The 20148-nt window shown below is 56.8% G+C and carries 19 protein-coding genes; 10 read left to right on the top strand and 9 right to left on the bottom strand.

Annotation, left to right across the window (positions count from 1 at the left end):
* Positions 1-71: 71 nt before the first annotated feature.
* From AAC620_RS00170 to AAC620_RS00145, 6 genes are all read left to right on the top strand, one after another.
* Positions 72-554: a Fur family transcriptional regulator gene (locus AAC620_RS00170; protein WP_317655256.1), complete on the top strand. Its 483-nt coding sequence runs from the start codon at positions 72-74 to the stop codon at positions 552-554.
* A complete protein-coding gene (locus AAC620_RS00165; protein ID WP_340242194.1) occupies positions 551-1330 on the top strand; it encodes a metal ABC transporter ATP-binding protein in 780 nt (259 codons plus the stop codon). Before AAC620_RS00170 ends, AAC620_RS00165 begins: the two co-directional genes overlap by 4 nt.
* Positions 1330-2121 carry a metal ABC transporter permease gene (locus AAC620_RS00160; RefSeq protein ID WP_340242193.1) on the top strand — a complete coding sequence of 264 codons (792 nt, stop codon included), beginning with the start codon at positions 1330-1332 and terminating at the stop codon, positions 2119-2121. The genes AAC620_RS00165 and AAC620_RS00160 overlap by 1 nt, the downstream gene beginning before the upstream one ends.
* A 59-nt stretch (positions 2122-2180) precedes the next feature.
* Entirely contained in the window at positions 2181-3395 is a 1215-nt protein-coding gene (locus tag AAC620_RS00155) for an acyl-CoA dehydrogenase (protein ID WP_340243550.1), read from the top strand.
* 18 nt (positions 3396-3413) lie between these two features.
* On the top strand, positions 3414-4706 hold the full coding sequence (locus tag AAC620_RS00150) for an NAD(P)/FAD-dependent oxidoreductase (protein ID WP_340242192.1): 1293 nt from the start codon (positions 3414-3416) through the stop codon (positions 4704-4706).
* A 206-nt stretch (positions 4707-4912) separates the two neighbouring features.
* Complete coding sequence (locus AAC620_RS00145; protein ID WP_340242191.1) at positions 4913-5596, top strand: DUF1045 domain-containing protein; 684 nt, start codon at positions 4913-4915, stop codon at positions 5594-5596.
* 60 nt (positions 5597-5656) lie between these two features.
* On the opposite strand, the gene AAC620_RS00140 is transcribed toward AAC620_RS00145, so the two are convergent.
* A complete protein-coding gene (locus AAC620_RS00140) occupies positions 5657-7810 on the bottom strand; it encodes an esterase-like activity of phytase family protein (RefSeq protein ID WP_340242190.1) in 2154 nt (717 codons plus the stop codon).
* 349 nt (positions 7811-8159) lie between these two features.
* On the opposite strand from AAC620_RS00140, the gene modA reads away from it, so the two are divergent.
* Genes modA through modC form a run of 3 tightly spaced genes read left to right on the top strand, consistent with a single transcriptional unit; the run spans position 8160 to position 10685 of the window.
* Positions 8160-8921 (top strand): molybdate ABC transporter substrate-binding protein, encoded by a 762-nt coding sequence (modA, locus tag AAC620_RS00135; RefSeq protein ID WP_340242189.1) that lies wholly within the window; start codon positions 8160-8162, stop codon positions 8919-8921.
* A complete protein-coding gene (gene modB / locus AAC620_RS00130) occupies positions 8918-9619 on the top strand; it encodes a molybdate ABC transporter permease subunit (protein ID WP_340242188.1) in 702 nt (233 codons plus the stop codon). Before modA ends, modB begins: the two co-directional genes overlap by 4 nt.
* Positions 9612-10685: a molybdenum ABC transporter ATP-binding protein gene (gene modC / locus AAC620_RS00125; RefSeq protein ID WP_340242186.1), complete on the top strand. Its 1074-nt coding sequence runs from the start codon at positions 9612-9614 to the stop codon at positions 10683-10685. The genes modB and modC overlap by 8 nt, the downstream gene beginning before the upstream one ends.
* An 81-nt stretch (positions 10686-10766) precedes the next feature.
* Here modC and AAC620_RS00120 read toward each other — a convergent pair whose 3' ends face one another.
* The 8 genes from AAC620_RS00120 to AAC620_RS00085 all read right to left on the bottom strand — a co-directional run bounded on the left by AAC620_RS00120 (position 10767) and on the right by AAC620_RS00085 (position 19298).
* Positions 10767-11780: a YeiH family protein gene (locus AAC620_RS00120; protein ID WP_340242185.1), complete on the bottom strand. Its 1014-nt coding sequence runs from the start codon at positions 11778-11780 to the stop codon at positions 10767-10769.
* Positions 11777-12838 (bottom strand): ABC transporter ATP-binding protein, encoded by a 1062-nt coding sequence (locus AAC620_RS00115; RefSeq protein WP_340242184.1) that lies wholly within the window; start codon positions 12836-12838, stop codon positions 11777-11779. Before AAC620_RS00115 ends, AAC620_RS00120 begins: the two co-directional genes overlap by 4 nt.
* Positions 12838-14274: a carbohydrate ABC transporter permease gene (locus AAC620_RS00110; RefSeq protein ID WP_340242183.1), complete on the bottom strand. Its 1437-nt coding sequence runs from the start codon at positions 14272-14274 to the stop codon at positions 12838-12840. The genes AAC620_RS00115 and AAC620_RS00110 overlap by 1 nt, the downstream gene beginning before the upstream one ends.
* A complete protein-coding gene (locus AAC620_RS00105) occupies positions 14271-15335 on the bottom strand; it encodes a carbohydrate ABC transporter permease (protein ID WP_340242182.1) in 1065 nt (354 codons plus the stop codon). Before AAC620_RS00105 ends, AAC620_RS00110 begins: the two co-directional genes overlap by 4 nt.
* A 23-nt stretch (positions 15336-15358) precedes the next feature.
* The gene (locus AAC620_RS00100) at positions 15359-16624 is read right to left on the bottom strand and encodes an ABC transporter substrate-binding protein (RefSeq protein ID WP_340242181.1); all 1266 of its coding nucleotides are present in this window, start codon (positions 16622-16624) and stop codon (positions 15359-15361) included.
* Positions 16625-16696: 72 nt separating this feature from the next.
* A complete protein-coding gene (locus AAC620_RS00095; protein ID WP_340242180.1) occupies positions 16697-17233 on the bottom strand; it encodes a flavin reductase family protein in 537 nt (178 codons plus the stop codon).
* Positions 17233-18126, bottom strand: a complete 894-nt coding sequence (locus tag AAC620_RS00090; RefSeq protein ID WP_340243548.1) for an aldo/keto reductase — start codon at positions 18124-18126, stop codon at positions 17233-17235. Before AAC620_RS00090 ends, AAC620_RS00095 begins: the two co-directional genes overlap by 1 nt.
* Before the next feature lie 17 nt (positions 18127-18143).
* The gene (locus tag AAC620_RS00085; RefSeq protein ID WP_340242179.1) at positions 18144-19298 is read right to left on the bottom strand and encodes an LLM class flavin-dependent oxidoreductase; all 1155 of its coding nucleotides are present in this window, start codon (positions 19296-19298) and stop codon (positions 18144-18146) included.
* Positions 19299-19423: 125 nt separating this feature from the next.
* On the opposite strand from AAC620_RS00085, the gene AAC620_RS00080 reads away from it, so the two are divergent.
* A complete protein-coding gene (locus AAC620_RS00080; protein ID WP_340242177.1) occupies positions 19424-20143 on the top strand; it encodes a GntR family transcriptional regulator in 720 nt (239 codons plus the stop codon).
* Positions 20144-20148: the final 5 nt, after the last annotated feature.

Below are 20148 nucleotides of genomic sequence, written 5' to 3'. Positions count from 1 at the left end.
GGTCAGAGTTAGTAGATATGTTATAACATATCAATACCGAAAATCGGCAACATGAAAGGTTATGCGCGCCAATGTCGCAAAACCAATTCCACGACCACGACCATCAAGGCTGCATCGCCTCGGCGCTTGCCGCCGCCGAGGCACGATGCGCCGCCGAAGGCCTGCGCCTGACAGCGCAGCGTAAACGTGTCTTGGAAATCCTACTTGAGGAGCATCGCGCGCTAGGGGCCTATGATATTCTGGCGCGCCTATCGGCTGAGGGGCAGAATGCCCAACCCCCTGTGGCCTATCGCGCGCTTGATTTTCTGGTCAGCCATGGCTTTGCGCATCGCATTGAGCGTCTCAATGCCTATATCGCTTGCACCCTGCCCAATGAGGGGGCGCATATGCCTGCCTTCATGATCTGTCGCAACTGCGATATGGTTGCAGAAACGGGCAGGCCTGAGGCGGAATTGGGGCTGGTGAGCGAGGCAAAAAATTTGGGCTTCGCGGTTGAACGCAGTTCGGTCGAATTGGAAGGGCTCTGCCCCGCCTGCCGCGAGGCACGGCCATGAACGCACCAATAAAACGGCCCCTGATCCAAACCCAAAATCTGCGCCTGAGCCAAGCGGGGCGCGTGGTGTTGGATCATGTGAATTTTGAAATTGCCCTTGGTGAAATCGTTACAATCGTGGGGCCGAACGGATCGGGGAAAACCTCGCTTTTGCGCGCCTTGATTGGGGCGTTGCAGCCTGAGCGGGGCATAATCACAAGGGCCGAGAATTTGCGGATCGGCTATGTGCCGCAAAAGCTGCATATTGACCGCAGCCTGCCTGTGACTGTGGCACGGTTTTTGTCGATGCCGCGCCGTCACAGCCCTGCAGAAATTGCAACCGCCTTACATCAAGCGGGTTTGCCCGATTTGGGCGCGCGGCAGATGACCGAATTGTCAGGGGGACAATTTCAGCGTGTCCTTTTGGCCCGCGCCATTCTTGACCGCCCAACACTGCTGATTTTGGACGAAGCCACACAAGGGCTGGATCAACCGGGATCTGCCGCCTTCTACACCCAAATAGAAGATCTGCGGCGCGAGGTGGGTTGTGCGGTTTTGATGGTCAGCCATGAATTGCATGTTGTAATGAGTGCCTCGGATCGGGTGATTTGCCTCAACGGGCATATCTGCTGCGAAGGCCGCCCCGAAACAGTTGCAAGCGCGCCTGAATATCGCGCGCTTTTTGGAACGGGCACGCATGGGGCATTGGCCCTGTATCGGCATGAACATAGCCACAGCCATGATCACGATCACGGCCATGCTCACAGCCACGACCATAGCCCCGAAAAGGTGCAATGATGCTGGATGATTTCATGATCCGCGCCGCCCTTGCGGGGGTCGGGGTCGCTGTGGTTGCGGGTGTTTTGGGCTGTTTTCTGGTTTGGCGGCGCATGGCCTATTTTGGCGATGCCACGGCCCATGCCGCGCTATTGGGGGTTGCCATCTCGCTTGCGTTGAACCTGTCGATTTTCACAGGGGTTCTGGTGATCTGCCTGATCGTGGCCTTGATGGTGACAAGCCTATCGGAACGCTCACTCGGTCTTGACAGCTTGCTTGGCACCTTCGCCCATGCAGCGCTTGCTATTGGCCTAGTGGCCGTAAGCCTGACCAAAGGGGTGCGTGCTGATTTATCGGCCTATCTTTTTGGTGACATTCTGGCGGTTAGTCGTGCTGATTTGGCGGTGATCTGGCTTGGTGCGGCGGTGGTTTTGGTGCTGATCCTCAGCCGTTGGCAGGCGCTGTTGACTGTGACGCTGTCGCCTGAATTGGCCCATGCCAGTGGCATTGCGCCACGGCGTGAGAATATGCTGCTGACCCTTGCCCTCGCCATCAGCGTGGCTGTGGCCATCAAGGTGGTGGGGGCACTGTTGATCATTGCATTGATGCTCATTCCCGCTTCAGCGGCACGGCCCTTGGCCCGCAACCCAGAAGGGATGGCCATTTTGGCCTCGCTGATTGGGGTGGTTTCGGTGGCGCTTGGACTTTGGGGATCATTCGCTTATGACACCCCCACAGGGCCAAGCATTGTCTGTGCAGCCGCCCTGTTCTTTGCGCTTTCTGCCCTTATTGGGCGGGTGCGCATGGGTTGAACCTTGCCGCGCTTCGCGGCAATGTCGGCCATATGTTTTTTGCTTTGGAGGACGTAACGATGCCAGATGGTCACAGCGCAAAATCAGGCCCTGCTCTCGCGGCTTTTGAGTGGGCAGATCCCTTTCATCTGGCAGCGCAGCTTGCGCCTGAGGAAGTGATGATTTCTCAAAGCGCCGAGGCCTTTGCCCAAGACCACCTCGCCCCCCGCGTCACCGAAGCTTATTTGAATGAAACCACAGCGCCGGAACTATTTCCCATGATGGGAGAAATGGGCCTTTTGGGCGTAACTGTGCCCGAAACCTATGGCGGCATTGGCGCAAGCTATGTCAGCTATGGCTTAATCGCCCGCGCTGTAGAGCGGGTCGATTCTGGATATCGTTCGATGATGTCCGTGCAATCAAGCCTCGTGATCTACCCGATCCACGCCTACGGGTCAGAGGCACAAAAACAAAAATATTTGCCCAAACTGATCAGCGGCGCGCTTATTGGCTGCTTTGGTTTGACCGAACCCGAAGCGGGCTCTGACCCCGCAGGGATGAAAACCACAGCCACAAAAACCGCAGATGGCTATGTGTTGAACGGCGCAAAGATGTGGATTTCCAACGCACCTATCGCGGATGTCTTTATCGTTTGGGCAAAATCGGAGGCCCATGGCGGCAAGATTCGTGGCTTTATCCTTGAGAAAGGGATGAAGGGCCTGTCTGCGCCCAAGATTGAGGGCAAACTTTCCTTGCGGGCTTCGGTCACGGGCGAGATCGTGATGGATCAGGTTGCGGTGCCAGAAGATGCGCTTTTGCCAAATGTCGAGGGGCTGAAGGGGCCGTTTGGCTGCCTCAACCGCGCGCGCTATGGCATTGCGTGGGGGGTGATGGGTGCCGCCGAAGATTGCTGGCATCGCGCCCGCCAATATGGGCTCGACCGCCGCCAATTCGACCGCCCTCTTGCGCAAACACAGCTGTTTCAGAAAAAGTTGGCCGATATGCAGACGGAAATCGCGCTTGGCCTGCAAGGGGCTTTGCGTGCAGGTCGCATGATGGATGAGGGCAGCTGTGCTCCCGAACTGATCAGCCTGATCAAACGCAATAATTGCGGCAAAGCCTTGGCCGTGGCGCGCGATGCGCGGGATATGCATGGCGGCAATGGGATCATGGCCGAGTATCATGTGATGCGGCACGCGCAAAACCTTGAGACGGTCAACACCTACGAAGGCACACATGACGTGCATGCCCTGATTTTGGGGCGCGCGCAAACAGGGCTTCAGGCGTTTTTCTAATCACAAAGGGGCGCGCCGATGCAGGCGTCTGGGGCTTTTGGATCAAAGGGCAATCTGTGGCACAGCACCGCGCGAGAGCAGGTGACAGCCGACAGCGCAGACGCTTTACCAAGCGCGGTTGATCTCTTGATCATCGGGGGCGGCTTCACGGGCCTTTCTGCGGCATTAGAGGCCGCACGCATGGGCGCCAAGGTCGCGCTTCTTGAGGCGCAAGAGATCGGCCATGGCGGATCGGGGCGCAATGTGGGCCTTGTGAACGCAGGGCTGTGGTTGCCGCCGCAGGAGATCATCAAAACCCTCGGCGTCAAAGCGGGTGAAGCGCTGATTAATACGCTTGGCGCGGCCCCTGCCCGTGTCTTTGATCTGATCGCGCGCGAGAATATCGCCTGCGAAGCCACGCGGAACGGCACCTTGCACCTTGCCCATAACGCGGCGGGATTGGATGATCTGAAAACCCGCCATCGCCAAGGTAACCAATATGGCGCACCCTTACAGCTGCTTGATGCCGAGGAAACCGCCGCGCGCACGGGCAGCCCTAACTTTGCAGGCGCGCTGTTTGATCCGCGTGCAGGCACAATTCAACCTCTGGCTTACGCACGCGGGCTGGCCCGCGCGGCCCAAGCGGCAGGGGCACAGATCTTTGCCCCCCTTATTGTTGAAGATTTAACCCATCAAGGCCGCGCTTGGGTGGCACGCGCCGCAGGGCGCGAGATCACCGCGCAATCCACATTGATTGCCACCAATGCCTATCACAAGGCGGGATTTTCTAGCTACAGCCCCAGCTTCATCCCCGTGTATTACAGCCAATTTGCGACAACACCCCTGCCGCAGAGTTTGCGCGCCGAAATTCTAGCGGGCGGTGAAGGGGCGTGGGACACGGCAATGGTCATGAGTTCCTTTCGCATGGATGCGGCAGGGCGCCTGATCTTGGGCGCGATTGGCGATGTTGAAGGGCGGCTTGGGGGCGGCACGCATCACGCATGGGCAGCGCGCAAATTGGCGCAAACTTTCCCGCAGCTGGCAGGTCAAGGCTTTGGCCATATCTGGCAAGGACGCATCGCCATGACGGGCGACCATATTCCCAAAGTCTTGGAGATCGGGCCAAATGGTGCGGCTGTATTTGGCTATTCGGGACGCGGGATAGGGCCCGGAACCGTATTTGGCACAGAGGCCGCGCAGGCCCTTTTGCAACAAAACCGCAACCTCTGGCCGATGCCGCCATTACAAAAATCGGTAACGGGATTTGGTCAATTGCGCGCGGTCTATTACGAATTAGGGGCGACCATAGCGCATGCCTTGCAGCGGAATTAGGATTAAACCATGATATGTGCGACCGATCCCCCGTTCGGGCAAGTGAAACTCGGCCAAGGGCAGCGGTGTTTGTTACAGCGCCCAAAAAGGGGGGGTGTTGTCCACCATCTGCCACAACCAGAGGATAGACCTTATTGGTTAATTAATCATTGCCAAATCAGGACGCAGAACCTAGGCCGACCCCAAGCCAAAAGGGGGGACGCGGAATGTCCGACTATAGCCGATATGCGGTATATTTTCTGCCCGATGGCGGGTTTTATCGCCTTGGGGCGGATTGGTTGGGCTGGTGCAGCCGCCAAGGCGCTGTGCGCACGCATCCCGAGCTTGCGGGCCTATCGCGGCCCATCGCACAGATCACCGGCACCCCCCGCAAATACGGGTTTCACGCAACGATCAAGCCACCTTTCAAACTGGCCAAGGGTCAAAGCGCCCATGACCTTGCGGCAAGATTTCGGGAATTGTGCCAAACAACATCGCGGGTTGAAATCCCCGTTTTGGAAATCCGCCGTTTGGGGGGCTTCGTCGCCGCTGTCCCTGCAAGTCATAATCCCGCGCTCCAAGAGCTGGCCGCAACGATGGTCAAAGGGTTGGATCCGTTTCGCGCGCCTGCATCCGAGGCGGAATTGGCCAAGCGCAGATCCGCCAACCTCACCCCCCGTCAGGAGGAGATGTTAGTCGCATGGGGCTATCCCTATGTCATGGAAGAATTCCACTTTCATCTGACATTGTCAGGCCGCCTGCCGCAATCCGAGGCTAATGATCTGGTGTCCCGTCTGCATGCGCATTTCGCGCCTGTGATCCCGCAGCCTTTTGAGGTCGCCTCATTGGCCCTTGTGGGCGAGGATGAGACGGGGCGGTTTCATCATATCGAAAGCCAACATTTGGCATAAGAAAACCCCTCGCAAATCGCTTTGCGAGGGGCATTTTTCGCTCAGTCAAACTACCGATGGTTACTGCGCTGAGATCGCGAACAGCATCGTTTCGCCAGAATGGTCGTCCACACCATCATTGTCGGTGGACACCCACATTGTGCCATCTTCGGCGATTGCCAAGCCCTCGACCTTGTCCAAGACAAAGCCGCCTGTCGAGGTCAGATAAGGCAGCAGATCGACAACAATCTCTTTGGTCAGAACGGGTGGCGTTTCGCCCAGCGCGACCATCCCCGCCATCTGATCCATTGAGACGCGGGTGATCAGCTTGGTCATTGCTGCGTCACCCAGTTGATTGTCACGCTCGAGGAAGTAGAGGTCATCACCATGCGCAACGATTTCCGAAAGACCAACCCAACCCGTAGATGCTTCGGTCAGCGGGTAATGTGCCACGCTCCACGCTTCGGTTTCTAGGTTATAGCCCAGAACCTTAACATGGTTTTCAGGATCATCGCGCCATTCACGCTGCACGGCCATATACAGCATATCGTCAACACGGGTGATCCCCTCAAACCCGAAACGCTGCTCCACGGCCAGCAATTCATTTGGCAGGGCGATGTAATCCTCAATCGCGCCATCGGCCCCAATGTGATAGATTGCGTGCGGCACCAAGCGGTCACTGCGCCCTTCTGAGGCGACCCAGAAACCGCCCTCACCATCAAGCGCGATGCCTTCCATATCCATCAACTGCGCAGGCTGACCTTCGCGGGTGACGTGAATTGCATCAACAATACGCGCAGGGGTTTGGCTAACATCGATGTGGAAGATGGTTGGCTGCAGGGCATAGAAGCTGTCAGACACTGCATAGAGTGTTCCATCTTCAGCCATAACCTGCCCCGAGATCGCACCCCAGCCTGTCAACTCATCGATACCTGCGCTCGTCAGATGCGGATATACGGCAGGGGCGTTTTGATATTCATAGATCATCACATGGGCAGGCGCGCCGCCATCGCCCCGCGCGTCATATTCATTGGCCGTGGCCAAAATATTCCGCGAGGGGATCGCAATCGCACCCTCAGGGGAAATGCCAGAGGGCAGAAGCTGTGCCAATACAGGCTGAGCAGGGTTCGACATATCATAGACGCCCACGATAGAGGAGCGTTCGGACAATAGGAACATCATTGGCACGCCGCCAAATGTTGCAAATTCCATCCCTTCAGGCTCGACACCTTTGTTGCCAGAGCGTTTTTCGGGATAATGGCCGATTTCTACATTCGCGTATTCAAAATCTGTGCCTGCCTCAAAAACTTCGGTGCCATTGCGGTGGAATACGGTAAAGCCGCGGCTGCCACCATCCATGTCGCCTTCATTTGCAATCGCGAAATGGTCTGTATCGATCCACTGCACCCCATCAGGCTCGCGCGGGACTGTGATGGTCTGATCAAAGATCAGCGCGCCTTCTTCTTCGGTGTCCACGCCGTTCAGCGTCACCTCACCCGCTGAGAAATGGCTGAGCACTTCACCTGCAGAAGAGACGACAACCATGTGATTGTTTTCCTGCATCGTCACAACGATGTCGCCATTGGCGTTGACGTCAACGAATTCTGGTTCAGGGTCTTCTGGGGCGATATCAGCAAGGCCTGTCAGATCAACACGGATCTGCGCCGCGCAATCCATCGCGCCATTTTCACCCAAGGGTTGGATCACCAAATGACCCGCAGGCATTTGCGGCACGCGGCCATCGCCCAGATCCTCGTCCCGCTCGTTCTCAATCGCAACAGTGATGAAGCTGCCATCGGGGGCAACAGCCGTGCTGTCGGGCTGTCCACCCAGATCACAAGAGGCGAGAACGTCACGGCTCCCTGCATCAATCGCATGCAAAACGCCTGACGGGTTGGTGAAGCTTTCCGATGTGTTTTCCGCGACAAACACCGTGTTTCCAAGCGCGGATACGGCTGTTGGCTCGCCATTTGGCAGCGCAAATACGCCTGCGGCAACAGGGTTCGCGGGATCGGTGATGTCGATAAAACCGATCACACCTGCAGGGCTGTCGGAATAGACCAATGTCATGCCATCGCCCGTGGCCACGATAATCTCGGCTGAGGTTTCTTCGGCATCGGGCGTATTCGCGGCAACTGGAAAAGACGCGATACGGTTAAAATTCATATCTTGGGCCAATGCAGGCCCTGCAAACAAAGCAAGGCCTGTTGTGGCCAAAAGCATGCGCAGGTTCATCAGGTATCCCCCTTGGGTAAAACAGAGTACCCCACGCCATTGCCCTATCTAAATTACGACTGCGTAACAGAAGGGTGACAAAGCCATGAAACAACAAGAGGGCTAAAGTTGGGGTTTCTTGTCAGGGGGCGCGGGTCGATATACAGTTAAAGGGAAATGTCCCGAGGCAGCATCATGCACATAAAGATATCCCCCCGCGGGACTTTTGGTCATAACACCGCGCCGCGTTGGCGATGCGCGCCCACGGTGGCGTGGCTATCCAGCAGAGGTTATCAATAGCGCATAAGACCCTTGCACAAGCGGCATTGGTCGCGGAAACTCTGCCCCTATGAACGCCCCGATCCGTCCTATGTTTTTGGCCCTGATGCTGTGCCTTAGCCCGACTTTGACACGGGCTGAAGAGATATTGGTGTTCGCGGCCTCTAGCCTTGCGACAGCCCTAGATGAAATCGAACAGAAATTTGAGGCAGCAAGCGATTTCGAGGTCAGCATGGTTTATGCAGGGTCCTCTACGCTGGCCCGTCAGATTGAACAGGGCGCGCCTGCCGATATTTTTATCTCAGCCAATACCGACTGGATGGATCGCATCGCCCAAGCGGGATTGATTGCGCCCGATGCTAGGTTTGATCTCTTGGGCAATCAATTGGTTCTTGTGGCGCATGGGGAAGGTCTAGATCAATCGGATCAGAATATCACGCCCGAGATCAATTTGGCCGATTTGCTAGACGGCGGTTATCTGGCCATGGCCCTTGTTGATGCCGTGCCTGCAGGGATTTATGGTCGCGCCGCGCTCAGCCATCTCGACCTTTGGGACACGGTCGCGGATCGGGTCGCGCAATTCGACAATGTGCGCAGCGCCCTTGCCCAAGTTGCAGCGGGGGCAACCCCCCTTGGAGTGGTCTATCGCAGCGATGCTATGATCAGCACGCAGGTGCATATCATTGGCACCTTCCCGGCAGACAGTCACGACCCAATCCGCTACCCTGCCGCCGCGCTTGGTGCGGAGATGAAACCTGCGGCCGCGGCTTTTCTCGCCTATCTGCGCGGGGATGACGCGGCAATGATTTTCACGGCGAATGGATTTGAGACACTGGCGGAGGCTGAGAAATGAGTGATCTTCTCGGCCCCGCAGAATGGGCCGCAATCGCGCTATCCCTCAAGGTCAGTTTTTGGGCCACCTTGGCCAGCCTGCCTGTCGCACTTTGGGTTGCCTATCTGTTGGCCCGCTGTAACTTTTTTGGAAAGCAAATATTGAATGCAGCGGTTCATCTGCCCCTGATCTTGCCGCCTGTGGTGACGGGATATGTGCTGCTTTTGGCCTTTGGCGCGCAGGCCCCCGTGGGGCAAGCCTTGGCTGCACTAGGTCTGGGCTTTGCCTTTCATTGGACGGGTGCAGCCCTTGCCGCGGCGGTCATGGCCTTTCCACTGATGGTGCGCGCGATGCGCCTATCCCTTGAGGCGGTTGACCCCAAACTTGAGGATGCAGCCCGCAGCCTAGGAGCGCCGCCTTGGGCAGTCTTTGCCACCCTCACCTTGCCTCTGAGCCTGCCCGGGGTTCTGGCTGGCGCGATTTTGGGGTTTGCAAAGGCCATGGGGGAATTTGGCGCCACCATCACCTTCGTTTCGAATATTCCAAATCAAACCCGCACAATCCCTTCGGCGATTTACACATTTTTACAGCAACCAGGCGGGGAAAAGGGCGCACTGATCTTAGTTGCCGTGTCAATCTTTATCGCTATTCTTGCCCTCGTTTTGTCAGAAATTCTGGCGCGGACTTTGTCCAAACGTATCGGGGGACGTGATGCTTGATCTGAGGCTTCGTCACCAGATCGGTGCGTTTTCACTTGATCTTAACTTCCAAGCCGCCCGCGGGATCACTGCCCTTTTTGGCCGCTCGGGCGCGGGCAAAACCACCGTGATCAATGCAGTCGCGGGTCTTATCACGCCTGATGAAGGCTATATCCGCGTGGGGGATATGGATCTGTTTGACCCTGCGCGCGGGATAAACCTTGCCGCGCATGAGCGCCAAGCCGGGTATATTTTTCAAGAGGCGCGCCTCTTTCCGCATCTTAGCGTTGCGAAAAATCTCCGTTATGGGATGCGCTATCGCGGCGCGCGCCCTGCCCCGAATTTCGCAGATATTGTCGAGATGTTGGGGATCGGGCACCTCTTGCAGCGGCGACCCGCGATGCTATCAGGCGGCGAGAAGCAACGCGTGGCAATCGGGCGCGCGTTGTTAGCGGCCCCCCGTATCCTTCTGGCAGATGAGCCACTGGCAGCCCTTGATGAGGAGCGCAAGCAAGAAATCCTGCCCTATTTTGAACGTCTGCGCGATGAAATGGACATTCCCATTCTTTATGTAAGTCACGCCCCCACCGAGGTTGCGCGCTTAGCGACAGAAGTGATCACGATTGAGGCGGGGCGGATACAGGCGCAAGGGCGCCCAAGCGAGGTCTTTTCTGACCCCCATAGCCTGCCTGCAGGGTCACGCGAAGCGGGGGCCGTTATTGAGGCCACGCTGACGGCGCATCACGCGGATGAGGTCAGCGAATTACGCAACGCCGATGTGGCACTTTTTGTGCCGCGTCTGAGTGGCGATTTGGGGCGAAAATTACAAATGCGTATTGCTGCGCATGAAGTGATTTTAGCCACCCAAAAACCACAAGGACTATCCGCGCTCAATGTCATCGAAGGCACAATTCACAGTATGCGCAGCGGCGATGGCCCCGCCGTTTTGGTCGCAGTCGACACGAAATTGGGGCGGATCTTGGCCCGTGTGACCCGCCGCTCGGCCCATCTATTGGGCTTGAACGAAGGGCGGGCGGTCTATGCCATCCTCAAAACCCTATCGGTCGCGCGCGAAGATATTGGCTGATCATGCCGCCTTTGAGATCGGCATGAACAAGGTGCGCGCCAAAATACGGGTCTGCAAATCAGCCCCGCAAAACAAGTAGGCCTAGACTAAGACCGCGAGGCCAATGGCCACCAAAGCCGCAATCAGCAGCGTCAGGGTGATCAACAACGCCAAGGCGCTGCGCCCAACTGATGCAAATGCCTGCAACGAGGTTTTCATCCCAACGGCGGCAACGGCCACCACAAGGCAGCTTCGCGAGACAATGTTCACGCTCTCTGTGATCAACGGCGGCACAAGCTGCATCGTGCCCAGAATGGCCAATGCAATGAACCCCGCCACGAAAGCAGGGATGAGCGGCGGGGCTTTCCCGCCCTCGCGCGCCTCAAGATGGGCTTTGCGCAGGATCAAAGACGCCACCAAAATCACGGGGGCCAACATCATCACGCGAAACAATTTGACCAAGGTGGAAAGATCCCCCGTCTCATCCGAGATGGAATAGCCCGCCCCCACAACTTGGGCCACATCGTGAATGGTGCCGCCTAAGAATATCCCTGCCATATGGGTCGACAGACCAAGCGAGGTGGCGATCATAGGATAGATGATCATCGCGACACTCGAGAGCACCGTCACCCCCACCACAGTGAAGGTGACATCATCTTCGGCCACATGCCGTTTTGGCAGCAACGCTGAAATGGCAAGCGCCGCAGAGGCACCACAAATGGCAACAGAGCCACCCGCAAGAAACCCAAAATAGCCCGATCTGCCAAAACGCGGGGCCAGCCAAATTCCCGCGCCAATCGTGGTGACGACCGCCATCGCCAGCATGACCGCTTCGGCCACGCCAATGCCTTCTAACAATTTCCCGCTAATGCGAAGGCCAAGAAGCGCCACCCCAATGCGCAGAACGGTGCGGCCCGCAAATTGGATGCCTGCGGCCATACGCGGCTCTTGCGAGAGGAAATGAAATGGGATGCCGAGCAAAATCGCCATCAGCATCACAGGCGCGCCGTAATGATCCGACAGGAATTGCGCAGCCATCGCCACCAAAAGCGCCATCAGCAACCCTGGCCCAATGCGCTGAAGGCCAGAGAGGATGTCAGCGTTGCGCAGGGTCACCGACACACACGCCCTGTATCGGCACGGAAGATGTGAACGGCCTCAGGGGCAAGCTTGACGGCAACTGTTTGGCCAATGGCGATATCAGTCTGGCCCGCTTGGTGGATCACCAGCGGCTCCCCTGACGGCAGGGTGACAAAGATATAGCTTTCGCTGCCCAATTGTTCGACTTCGGTCACTTCGCCCTTCACGCCGCCTGTTTTGGCAATGCTCATGTCGCGTGGGCGGATGCCCAATTCGATTGCATCGCCTTGACCGACACCGCCGCGCGGCCCAAGGGGAATGTGCCCCCCAGCGGCCAAAGCCACCCCACCTTCGGCGATTTCGCCCTTCAGGAAATTCATCGCAGGCGACCCGATAAAGCCCGCAACAAAGCGGTTATCTGGATTATTGAACAGCTCTAATGGAGTTCCGAATTGTTCCAGCCTGCCATCGCGCAAAACCGCGATTTTATCGGCCATTGTCATCGCCTCGACCTGATCATGGGTCACATAGATCATCGTGTTCCCAAGGCGGCGATGGAGGTTGCCAATCTCGCGGCGCATCGTCACGCGCAGCTCAGCGTCAAGATTGGACAGCGGCTCGTCAAAAAGGAAAATCTTTGGCTCGCGCACAACCGCGCGGCCAATGGCAACCCGCTGACGCTGACCGCCTGACAATTGACCAGGACGGCGGTTCAGATACGCCTCAATGCGGAGCATACGCGCGGCCTCCTCCACGCGGCGGGAAATTTCGGCTTTCGGCATTTTGAGGTTCTCAAGCCCGAAAGACAGGTTTCCGCGCACCGACATATGCGGGTAAAGCGCATAGGATTGAAACACCATCGCCAATTCACGCTGTGCCGCGGGCACATGGTTGACCACGGCCCCATCGATCACGACATCGCCGCCCGTGATCCCCTCAAGCCCCGAAATCATGCGCAGCAGCGTGGATTTTCCGCAGCCAGATGGGCCAACAAATACGCAAAACTCGCCTGACTTGATCTCAAGATCAATGCCATGGATCACTTCGACCGAGCCGTAGCGCTTGATCACTGATTTCAGCTGTAGGTCACTCACTATTTCAATCCCGTATTGGCAATGCCCGTGGTGATGTATTTCTGCAAGAACACAAAGACCAAGGTCGCAGGCACGAGGCTGACCATGGTCATAGCGAGGCGGAAATGCTCTTGGCTGAGATGCTCGCCACGGAATTCAAGCAGGCAAAGTTGAATTGTATAGGCCTCTTTGGTGGTCGCGATGGCCACCATCGGCAAGATCAGATCATTCCAACGCCAGATCACCGATAGGATTGCCAAGGCCGCAATCGCGGGCAAGGCCAAAGGCAAAATGATGCGCCAATAGACCTTCCATTCGCTCGCCGCATCCATGCGCGCTGCCTCGATCAACTCATCGGGGATCGACAGCATATATTGGCGAAGCAAAAACACCCCCGTTGGGGTGGCCGCCCCTGGAATGATAACGCCCCAGATCGACCCTGACAGACCCGTGGCATTGATTGCCTTGAACAAGCCCACAAGCGTAATGGTGGGGGGCACCATCAGCGTGGCCAAGATGATCACAAAGAACAAAACTTGGCCGCGGAATTTATATTTCGCCAACGCAAAGGCCGCCATCGAATTGATGAGCAAGGTCAGGGCCGTGGCAATGGTCGTGACCAAAACCGAATTGGTAAAGCAGGTCGCAAAATTCACGTTTACGCCGAAGGCACGCCCCAAAAGGGGATCGGTGTAGTTTTCCCAACTGGGGGCAAAGCTGCGCTCTGTGCGAATGGTGGCCGTGGCAAGCTGCACCACCTCCGCGCTGCGGTTATCAACATAGCGCGCGGGCGTTGTGTCGCGCGTGGGGTTGATGCGCGACACCCCAAACAATGTCTCAATGCCTGTAACTGGATCAGGGGCGCGGGCCAAAATCTGAACAGAAATGGCCGATGGCTCGTAAGGATCAAGCGATAGAAATTCCGACAAAAGTCGCTGATCTTCGGGGCCAAGCCCCGCGATGATGGCCGCAACATCATATTCACTGCGTGCCTGCGCCGACATGGACACATAGCGCAAAATCCAATCAGGCAGGTTTTCCCGTGCAACCAAGTCACGTGTCATCTCAGGCAAAAGGCCCAAATGCGCCCGCAAGGCATAAAGCGCATCCCCCTCATACCCTGCCAAAAAGGCGGATAAATCGTGTCGTGCCTTTTGCGCATCGGGCAGATCCGACCAATCCAAAACCCAATAGGGCAGATCACTGATGTAGAAAATGCGCTTGCCCTCTGGCCCTGTGACTGTGGCGCGCGCCACCTGTTCATAGCGGGCAGGCAAAAGCGATAGGTCTTGGCGCTCCAACTGGGCCGAAGATTTCAACGAATTCAACCCCAGCCAAAGCACAGGCACGAGGATCACAACCACACCCAGCAAGAGATAGGCATAGGTGAGATAATCCAACCAATTCGCGCGTGGCCCGCCTGCCTTGCGGGTCAGAAATGCCCATGCCCCACTCATTGCCGCGCCCCCCGCGATGAGAGCCAAACCTGCAACAACGACAGCACAATCAAAACCGCAGCGACAATCAACGATGCCATCGCCGCAACCCCCAGACCATTGGCTGTGGCCTGCCCGCGCAGACCTGATGTTTCAAAAATATAGGCGACAAGCGAAGACCACCGCACCGACATGGCATAGAGTTCCTCAAATGCTTGAAAGGCTTTGATCAGCGACAGAACCGTGACCACCAACAGGGTCGGCGCAAGCAGGGGGATGGTGATGCGGGTCAATTGCCGAAAGGCGGATGTGCCATCCATTTCAGCGGCCTCATACACATCGCGCGGGATTGCCTGCAGCCCTGCAAGCAGGATCAGCATATAGAAGCCAAGATGCGCCCAAGTGTAGACAAAGACAGACCAAAACATCGTCCATGACGGATCAGTCAGCCATTGGATCGGCTCCTCAATCCAGCCCCACATGATCAGGCTTTGGCTCAACACGCCTTGACGCTTGAGGATCAAACTCCACAAAAAGCCGACCACCACGGGCGACAACATCACAGGGTAGAAAAACACCGCCCGCCAAAAGCCGCGCGCGATGATTTGGCGGTTCAGCGCAAGCGCAGATAACAGAGCAACAAGGATCATAACCGGCACTTGGAAAATCACGAAGATCGCCGTGTCGTAGACGGCCGAGAAAAATTTGTCATCCTCAAGATTGGCGGCGCCCGTGTCAATCTGTGTTTCGGCCACAAGACGGCGCAGGTTATCAAGACCTGCAAAGGCACGCTCATCAAAGAGAATGGATTGGCCTTCGGTCACCGCGAACCCCAAATTGATAAACATCGGGGCAAAGGTGAACAGGCCAAAGACCAACATATTGGGCAAAAGAAACAAATAGGGCAGACCAGTCGCGCCTGCGAGGCGCTGTGTCATCTCAATCGGCCATCCCATGATCGAGGCCAATTGCCCCGTGATTGGGCCAGTGGGGCGGATCAACACCCACCCCACGGCCAAGTAGAGGGCCAGATAAAGTGGCCAAGGTGACCCTGCAAATGCGGCGATGAAGGCGTCAATCATTGCAGGGTCGTCCTTTGGTTCACTTACTGGGCGATTTGTGCGGCAACATCCGCATCAATCGCGGCCAAAGCATCATCAAGGCTCATTTCGCCAGTGATTGCTTTGGTCAGGTAGTCAGGCACAACACCATAGATTACGAAATTCTTGGCGTAACCTTGGAAGGTGTAAGCCTGCGGTGTGGTTTCTGCTGCCTTGCCAGCATTTGCCGCAAAGACAGACAGCGCCGCCGCAACCGCAGGGGATGCATCACCATAATCAACACCCGAAGCCTGAAGGCCCTGATGCGCGGTGATGTTGCGGGTTGCAGATGCAAAGCGGGCCGCATTTTCCTCAGAGGCGAGGAAATCAATAAAGGCCGCAGCTGCTTCAGGTGCATCGGTCGATTTGAACGCCGTGATCGCGGCACCCCCTGGCATTGCGCCACAGCCACCTACGCCACATGGCGCTGGAACCGCGCGCCATTCGAAATCGGTGATGTTTTCCGAGTAGGAATTGATCATCCACGAGCCCGACATGTGCATCACAGCTTCGCCTGATTGGAACAGCGGTGCAGCGTTGCGATATTGCGTGCCTTCACCCGCAGGCCAACCTTCGGCAGGCATCAGGCCTGAGGCGTGCCAACCCACAAATGTTTCTGCAAAGTCACGGAACCCTTCATCCACGAGGATCGGGTTGCCCGCATCATCAAAGAACTTCGCGCCATAGGAAAACGCGGGGCCCGCCATACGATGCGCCGTGCGATCCATAGCCAAGCCTGCGGTCACGCCGGTTGCGGCCTGAACTTCGGCCAAGGCCGTTGCCCAATCGTCCCATGTTGCGCCATCCTCTGGCATATCCACGCCCGCATCTTCAAAGAGCGAGACGTTGATATAGGGGCCTGTCACAGTCAGCTGGGTCATCCACCCGTAAATCCCATCATCCCCCGCACCTGGTGCGCGGAACCACGGCAGGGTTGCGCCATAGGCCGCTTCCCATGTGCCACGATCGACATAGGGCGCGAGATCAAGGTAATACTGGTTCAAGCCGCCCAAATTGGTCACGCGCGCGACATCAGGGGCCGCATCCGTTTGCAACTGGTTTTCCAACTGATCACGGATCACGTCATAGGCAACGGTTTCCATGTTAACAGTATGGCCTGTGGCAGCGGTGAATTCGGGCAGCATTTCGCCAATCACATCGCATTCATTGCCGTCCTGGTAGCACAAAAACGTAATTTCATCCGCGAAAGCGGGGGCTGCGCTTGCAACCATAAGTGCTGCAAGTGCAGTGCTGGTAAACTTAGCGGTCATGTAATTCCTCCCTTAAACATTCCCGTTGGTTTTGGTCGTCTCACTTTCCCCCTTTTGATCGGGGTAACTTAGTTATGCGGGCTCAGTCTCCCTCACGGTGAACGTACCAAGCTTGCCGCGGAAAAATCCCAGCGACCCACCCAAATCGCGATAGCCCGCACGCTGCACTTGGCCGACCATGATATCATGGTCACCGCCCGCGTAATTGGCCCAAGCGGTGCATTCAAACCGCGCAAGACAGTCATGCAGCACGGGCACACCTTCGGCATTCATATCAAAATCATCAGGCCCAAGCCCCTTTGCATCGCGCGCGATGCGCCAGCAAAGATCTTCTTGATCCGCCCCCAAAACATGAATGGCATAGGCAGGGGCCGCACCGAAAAAGGGGTAGCGGCGCGAAGCGCGATCAATCGACCACAAGACCAATGCAGGATCAAGAGACACGGATGTAAAACTATTCGCCGTGATGGCCACCGGCCCCTCATCGCTTGCGACTGTGACAATGGTCACACCCGTTGCAAAACATCCAAGCGCCGTGCGAAAGGCGCGCGGGTTTGCTGGGTCGGGCACAAAGCTGCTGAGGGGGTGGCGGCGCATCTTCTGATCCATCAGGCGACCTCGTGACCAAGTGCGGCCTCATAAAGCGAGAACCAATCACGCCGATCAAGACGCACGCGCAGCGCGTCTGAAATAGTGGCAATGCGCGGCAACGCATTGGTGCCAAGCACAGGCAAGATTGTCGAAGGATGGGCAAAGAGAAAGGCCACAGCAACAGCCGCACGATCCACGCCCTGCTCTGCCGCAATGGCGTCAAGACGCGTGGCCAACAGACCCTCGCGTGTCGTCATCAGCGCACCACCCCCCAAAGGCGACCACGCCATAACGGGCTGTGCATGGCGTTGATGGAAACTCAAATCCCCATTTGTGAAGGGCGCGATATGAGACAGCGACAGCTCAATTTGGTTGGTGACCAATTTGGCGCTCATCGCAGATTGCAGCAACTCCCAATCCCAAGGGCGGAAATTCGACACGCCCGCTGCGCGGATCTTGCCCGATTTGATCAATCCATCAAGGCAGGCCCCCGTCTCGTGGTGATCCATCAAAGGATCGGGGCGGTGGATGAGTAACAGATCAATCTGATCAATCCCCATCTCGCGCAATGAGGTATCAACAGATTGCGTGATATGAGCTGCGGATGTGTCGTAATATTTCACAGGCGCGTCAGAATAGCGGCCAATCGGGGCCACGATATCGCATTTCGTGACGATTTCCATTTTGGCCCGCAGATCGGGCCGCGCGCGCAATGCTGCACCCAAAATGGCCTCAGCGGTATAAGCGCCATAAATATCCGCCTGATCAAAGGTTGTTATCCCTTGGGCAAGGCAGGTTTCGATTTTTGCGATGACATGATCGGTGGAGGTATCCGTGTCATCGCCAAGCCGCCACATCCCGTAGACAAGACGGCTAAAACTCAGGCCCTCGGCGATTTGGACGCGGGGCATGGTGGGGGGTGTTTTGGTCATTTGCGAACGCCTCCGCCTAGGGGTGTATTCGGCAATGTAGCGGGCACGCGGCCATATTCATGGGGCAAAGAGCAAGTTTTCATCTGCGGCAACACGCGGCTGCCAAAATGCTCTGCCTCGTCTTTGTGCGGATACCCCGAAAGAATAAAGGCGCGGATGCCCATTTTTTGGTAATCCTCAAGCCGTGACAAAACCTGATCGGTAGAGCCAACAAGCGCCGCCCCACAGCCAGACCGCGCGCGGCCAACACCCGTCCAAAGATGGGGTTCAATATACCCCGCATCATCCGCAATCTCGCGGTTTTTCGACTGGTGGCTCACCCCAAGGGATTTGGCATCAAGCGCGCGATTGCGGATCGCGTCCCCCTGATCCTTATCAAGTTTCGAAACGATATATTCGGCATATTCGCGCGCTTCGGCCTCGGTGTCGCGCACAATCACATGGACGCGCAAACCGTAATCAAGCGTGCGGTTATAACGTTCGGCCACGGCATTCACGGCCTGCATCCGTCCACGCAACTCTTCCTCGCGCTCAGGCCACATGAGATAGACGTCACAATGCTGACCGCAAAGCTCAAGCGCATCAGGCGAGTAGCCTCCGAAATACAGCAGCGGCCCGCCCTTTTGATAGGGGCGAGCGGGATCTGTGGTCAGGCCTTCAAAGTTATAAACTTCGCCTTTGTAATTGATCTCGTCCTGCGTCCATGCCTGTTTCAGGATTTCCACAACCTCGCGCGAACGCTGATAGCGAAATGAACTGTCGGCCACCTCACCAGGAAAATCCGAAGAGATGATGTTAACCGTCAGGCGGCCTTCCAGCATGTGATCGAGTGTCGCGATGGTGCGCGCCAACATAATGGGCTGCATCTCGCCACAGCGCACAGCCGCCAGCAGGTTAATCTTGGAGGTGATCGGCGCACAGCCCGCAACGAAGCTGAGCGTGTCTTGCCCCACCTGATAGGACGAGGGGCACAGCACATTGCGAAAGCCGTGGTTTTCAGCGGTTTTCACAATATCCGAGCAATGCGCAAAAGATGAGCGCAACGCCCCATCTGGCACGCCCAAGAATTGATAATCATCCGAGCAAAGCGCAGCAAACCACGACACTTCGGCGGCATCTACATCGGCAGATGTGATGGGAACCACGCTCAAATCTCTTCTCCCCTCCCTACGGCGCGTTGATCTAATCGTCAGCGCTGCCGCTTGACTTTCCCCGAAATTAGCCGTGTCCTTGATCTGGATCAATAGTGTATCAATTTTTTCGAAAGGCCGCTTCGATGCGCGATCAAATCGACCGCAGACCCGCCTCATCGGCGCTGCCGCTTTACATACAATTAAGCGAGGTCTTGATCCGTGAAATCGCAGCGGGACGCCTGCCCGATGGCAGCCGCCTGCCGCCCGAACGCGCGCTGGCTGCGCAGTATCAAACCACGGTGCGCACATTACGAAAATCCCTAGATATTCTAGAAGAAAAAGGTCTTTTACGCCGCGTGCAGGGGTCTGGAAATTATGTGCAATCAAGCGCGCAGATCAGTTCAATCTATTCCATGTTTCGCCTCGAACTTCGCACAGGCGGCGGGCTGCCAAGCGCGCAAGTTTTGGCGGTGGACTATCTTGCGAAACCCGCCGATCTGCCCCGTTTTGGCACGGCCTCGCATGCCACGCGAATCCGCCGTTTGAGGTTCCTCAATTCTCTGCCAGTGGCGGTGGAGGAGATCTGGCTAGACGGGGCTGCGGGCCGATTGGAGGCCGAAAAACTGTCTGATTCGTTGTATCTGACCTATCGTGTGCAATTGGGCCTGCGGATTCTTCAGGCTGAGGATTATGTCAGCATCGCCCCCATCCCCGATTGGGTGCCGCCCGAGTTCGCCCGCCCAGCCACAAGCCCCGCCCCCTTTGTCGAGCGTTACAGCCATGCAGACGGTCAGGGCATCATTGAATATTCCCGAAATTGGATTGACCACACGCGCGCACATTATGTGCAGCGTCTAAAGTAGAGAGG

This window comes from Roseobacter sp. HKCCA2468 (assembly GCF_037805105.1).
GTDB lineage: Bacteria > Pseudomonadota > Alphaproteobacteria > Rhodobacterales > Rhodobacteraceae > M30B80.
This window is presented reverse-complemented; position numbering and strand designations above follow the sequence as displayed.

Coding starts and splice junctions, on each gene's coding strand:
- AAC620_RS00105 (WP_340242182.1), bottom strand. CDS start 15,335: ATGATTGACGCCTTCATCGCCGCATTTGCAGGGTCACCTTGGCCACTT.
- AAC620_RS00150 (WP_340242192.1), top strand. CDS start 3,414: ATGCAGGCGTCTGGGGCTTTTGGATCAAAGGGCAATCTGTGGCACAGC.
- AAC620_RS00095 (WP_340242180.1), bottom strand. CDS start 17,233: ATGGATCAGAAGATGCGCCGCCACCCCCTCAGCAGCTTTGTGCCCGAC.
- AAC620_RS00090 (WP_340243548.1), bottom strand. CDS start 18,126: ATGCCCCGCGTCCAAATCGCCGAGGGCCTGAGTTTTAGCCGTCTTGTC.
- AAC620_RS00160 (WP_340242193.1), top strand. CDS start 1,330: ATGCTGGATGATTTCATGATCCGCGCCGCCCTTGCGGGGGTCGGGGTC.
- modC (WP_340242186.1), top strand. CDS start 9,612: ATGCTTGATCTGAGGCTTCGTCACCAGATCGGTGCGTTTTCACTTGAT.
- modA (WP_340242189.1), top strand. CDS start 8,160: ATGTTTTTGGCCCTGATGCTGTGCCTTAGCCCGACTTTGACACGGGCT.
- AAC620_RS00110 (WP_340242183.1), bottom strand. CDS start 14,274: ATGAGTGGGGCATGGGCATTTCTGACCCGCAAGGCAGGCGGGCCACGC.
- AAC620_RS00100 (WP_340242181.1), bottom strand. CDS start 16,624: ATGACCGCTAAGTTTACCAGCACTGCACTTGCAGCACTTATGGTTGCA.
- AAC620_RS00165 (WP_340242194.1), top strand. CDS start 551: ATGAACGCACCAATAAAACGGCCCCTGATCCAAACCCAAAATCTGCGC.
- AAC620_RS00140 (WP_340242190.1), bottom strand. CDS start 7,810: ATGAACCTGCGCATGCTTTTGGCCACAACAGGCCTTGCTTTGTTTGCA.
- modB (WP_340242188.1), top strand. CDS start 8,918: ATGAGTGATCTTCTCGGCCCCGCAGAATGGGCCGCAATCGCGCTATCC.
- AAC620_RS00170 (WP_317655256.1), top strand. CDS start 72: ATGTCGCAAAACCAATTCCACGACCACGACCATCAAGGCTGCATCGCC.
- AAC620_RS00145 (WP_340242191.1), top strand. CDS start 4,913: ATGTCCGACTATAGCCGATATGCGGTATATTTTCTGCCCGATGGCGGG.
- AAC620_RS00155 (WP_340243550.1), top strand. CDS start 2,181: ATGCCAGATGGTCACAGCGCAAAATCAGGCCCTGCTCTCGCGGCTTTT.
- AAC620_RS00080 (WP_340242177.1), top strand. CDS start 19,424: ATGCGCGATCAAATCGACCGCAGACCCGCCTCATCGGCGCTGCCGCTT.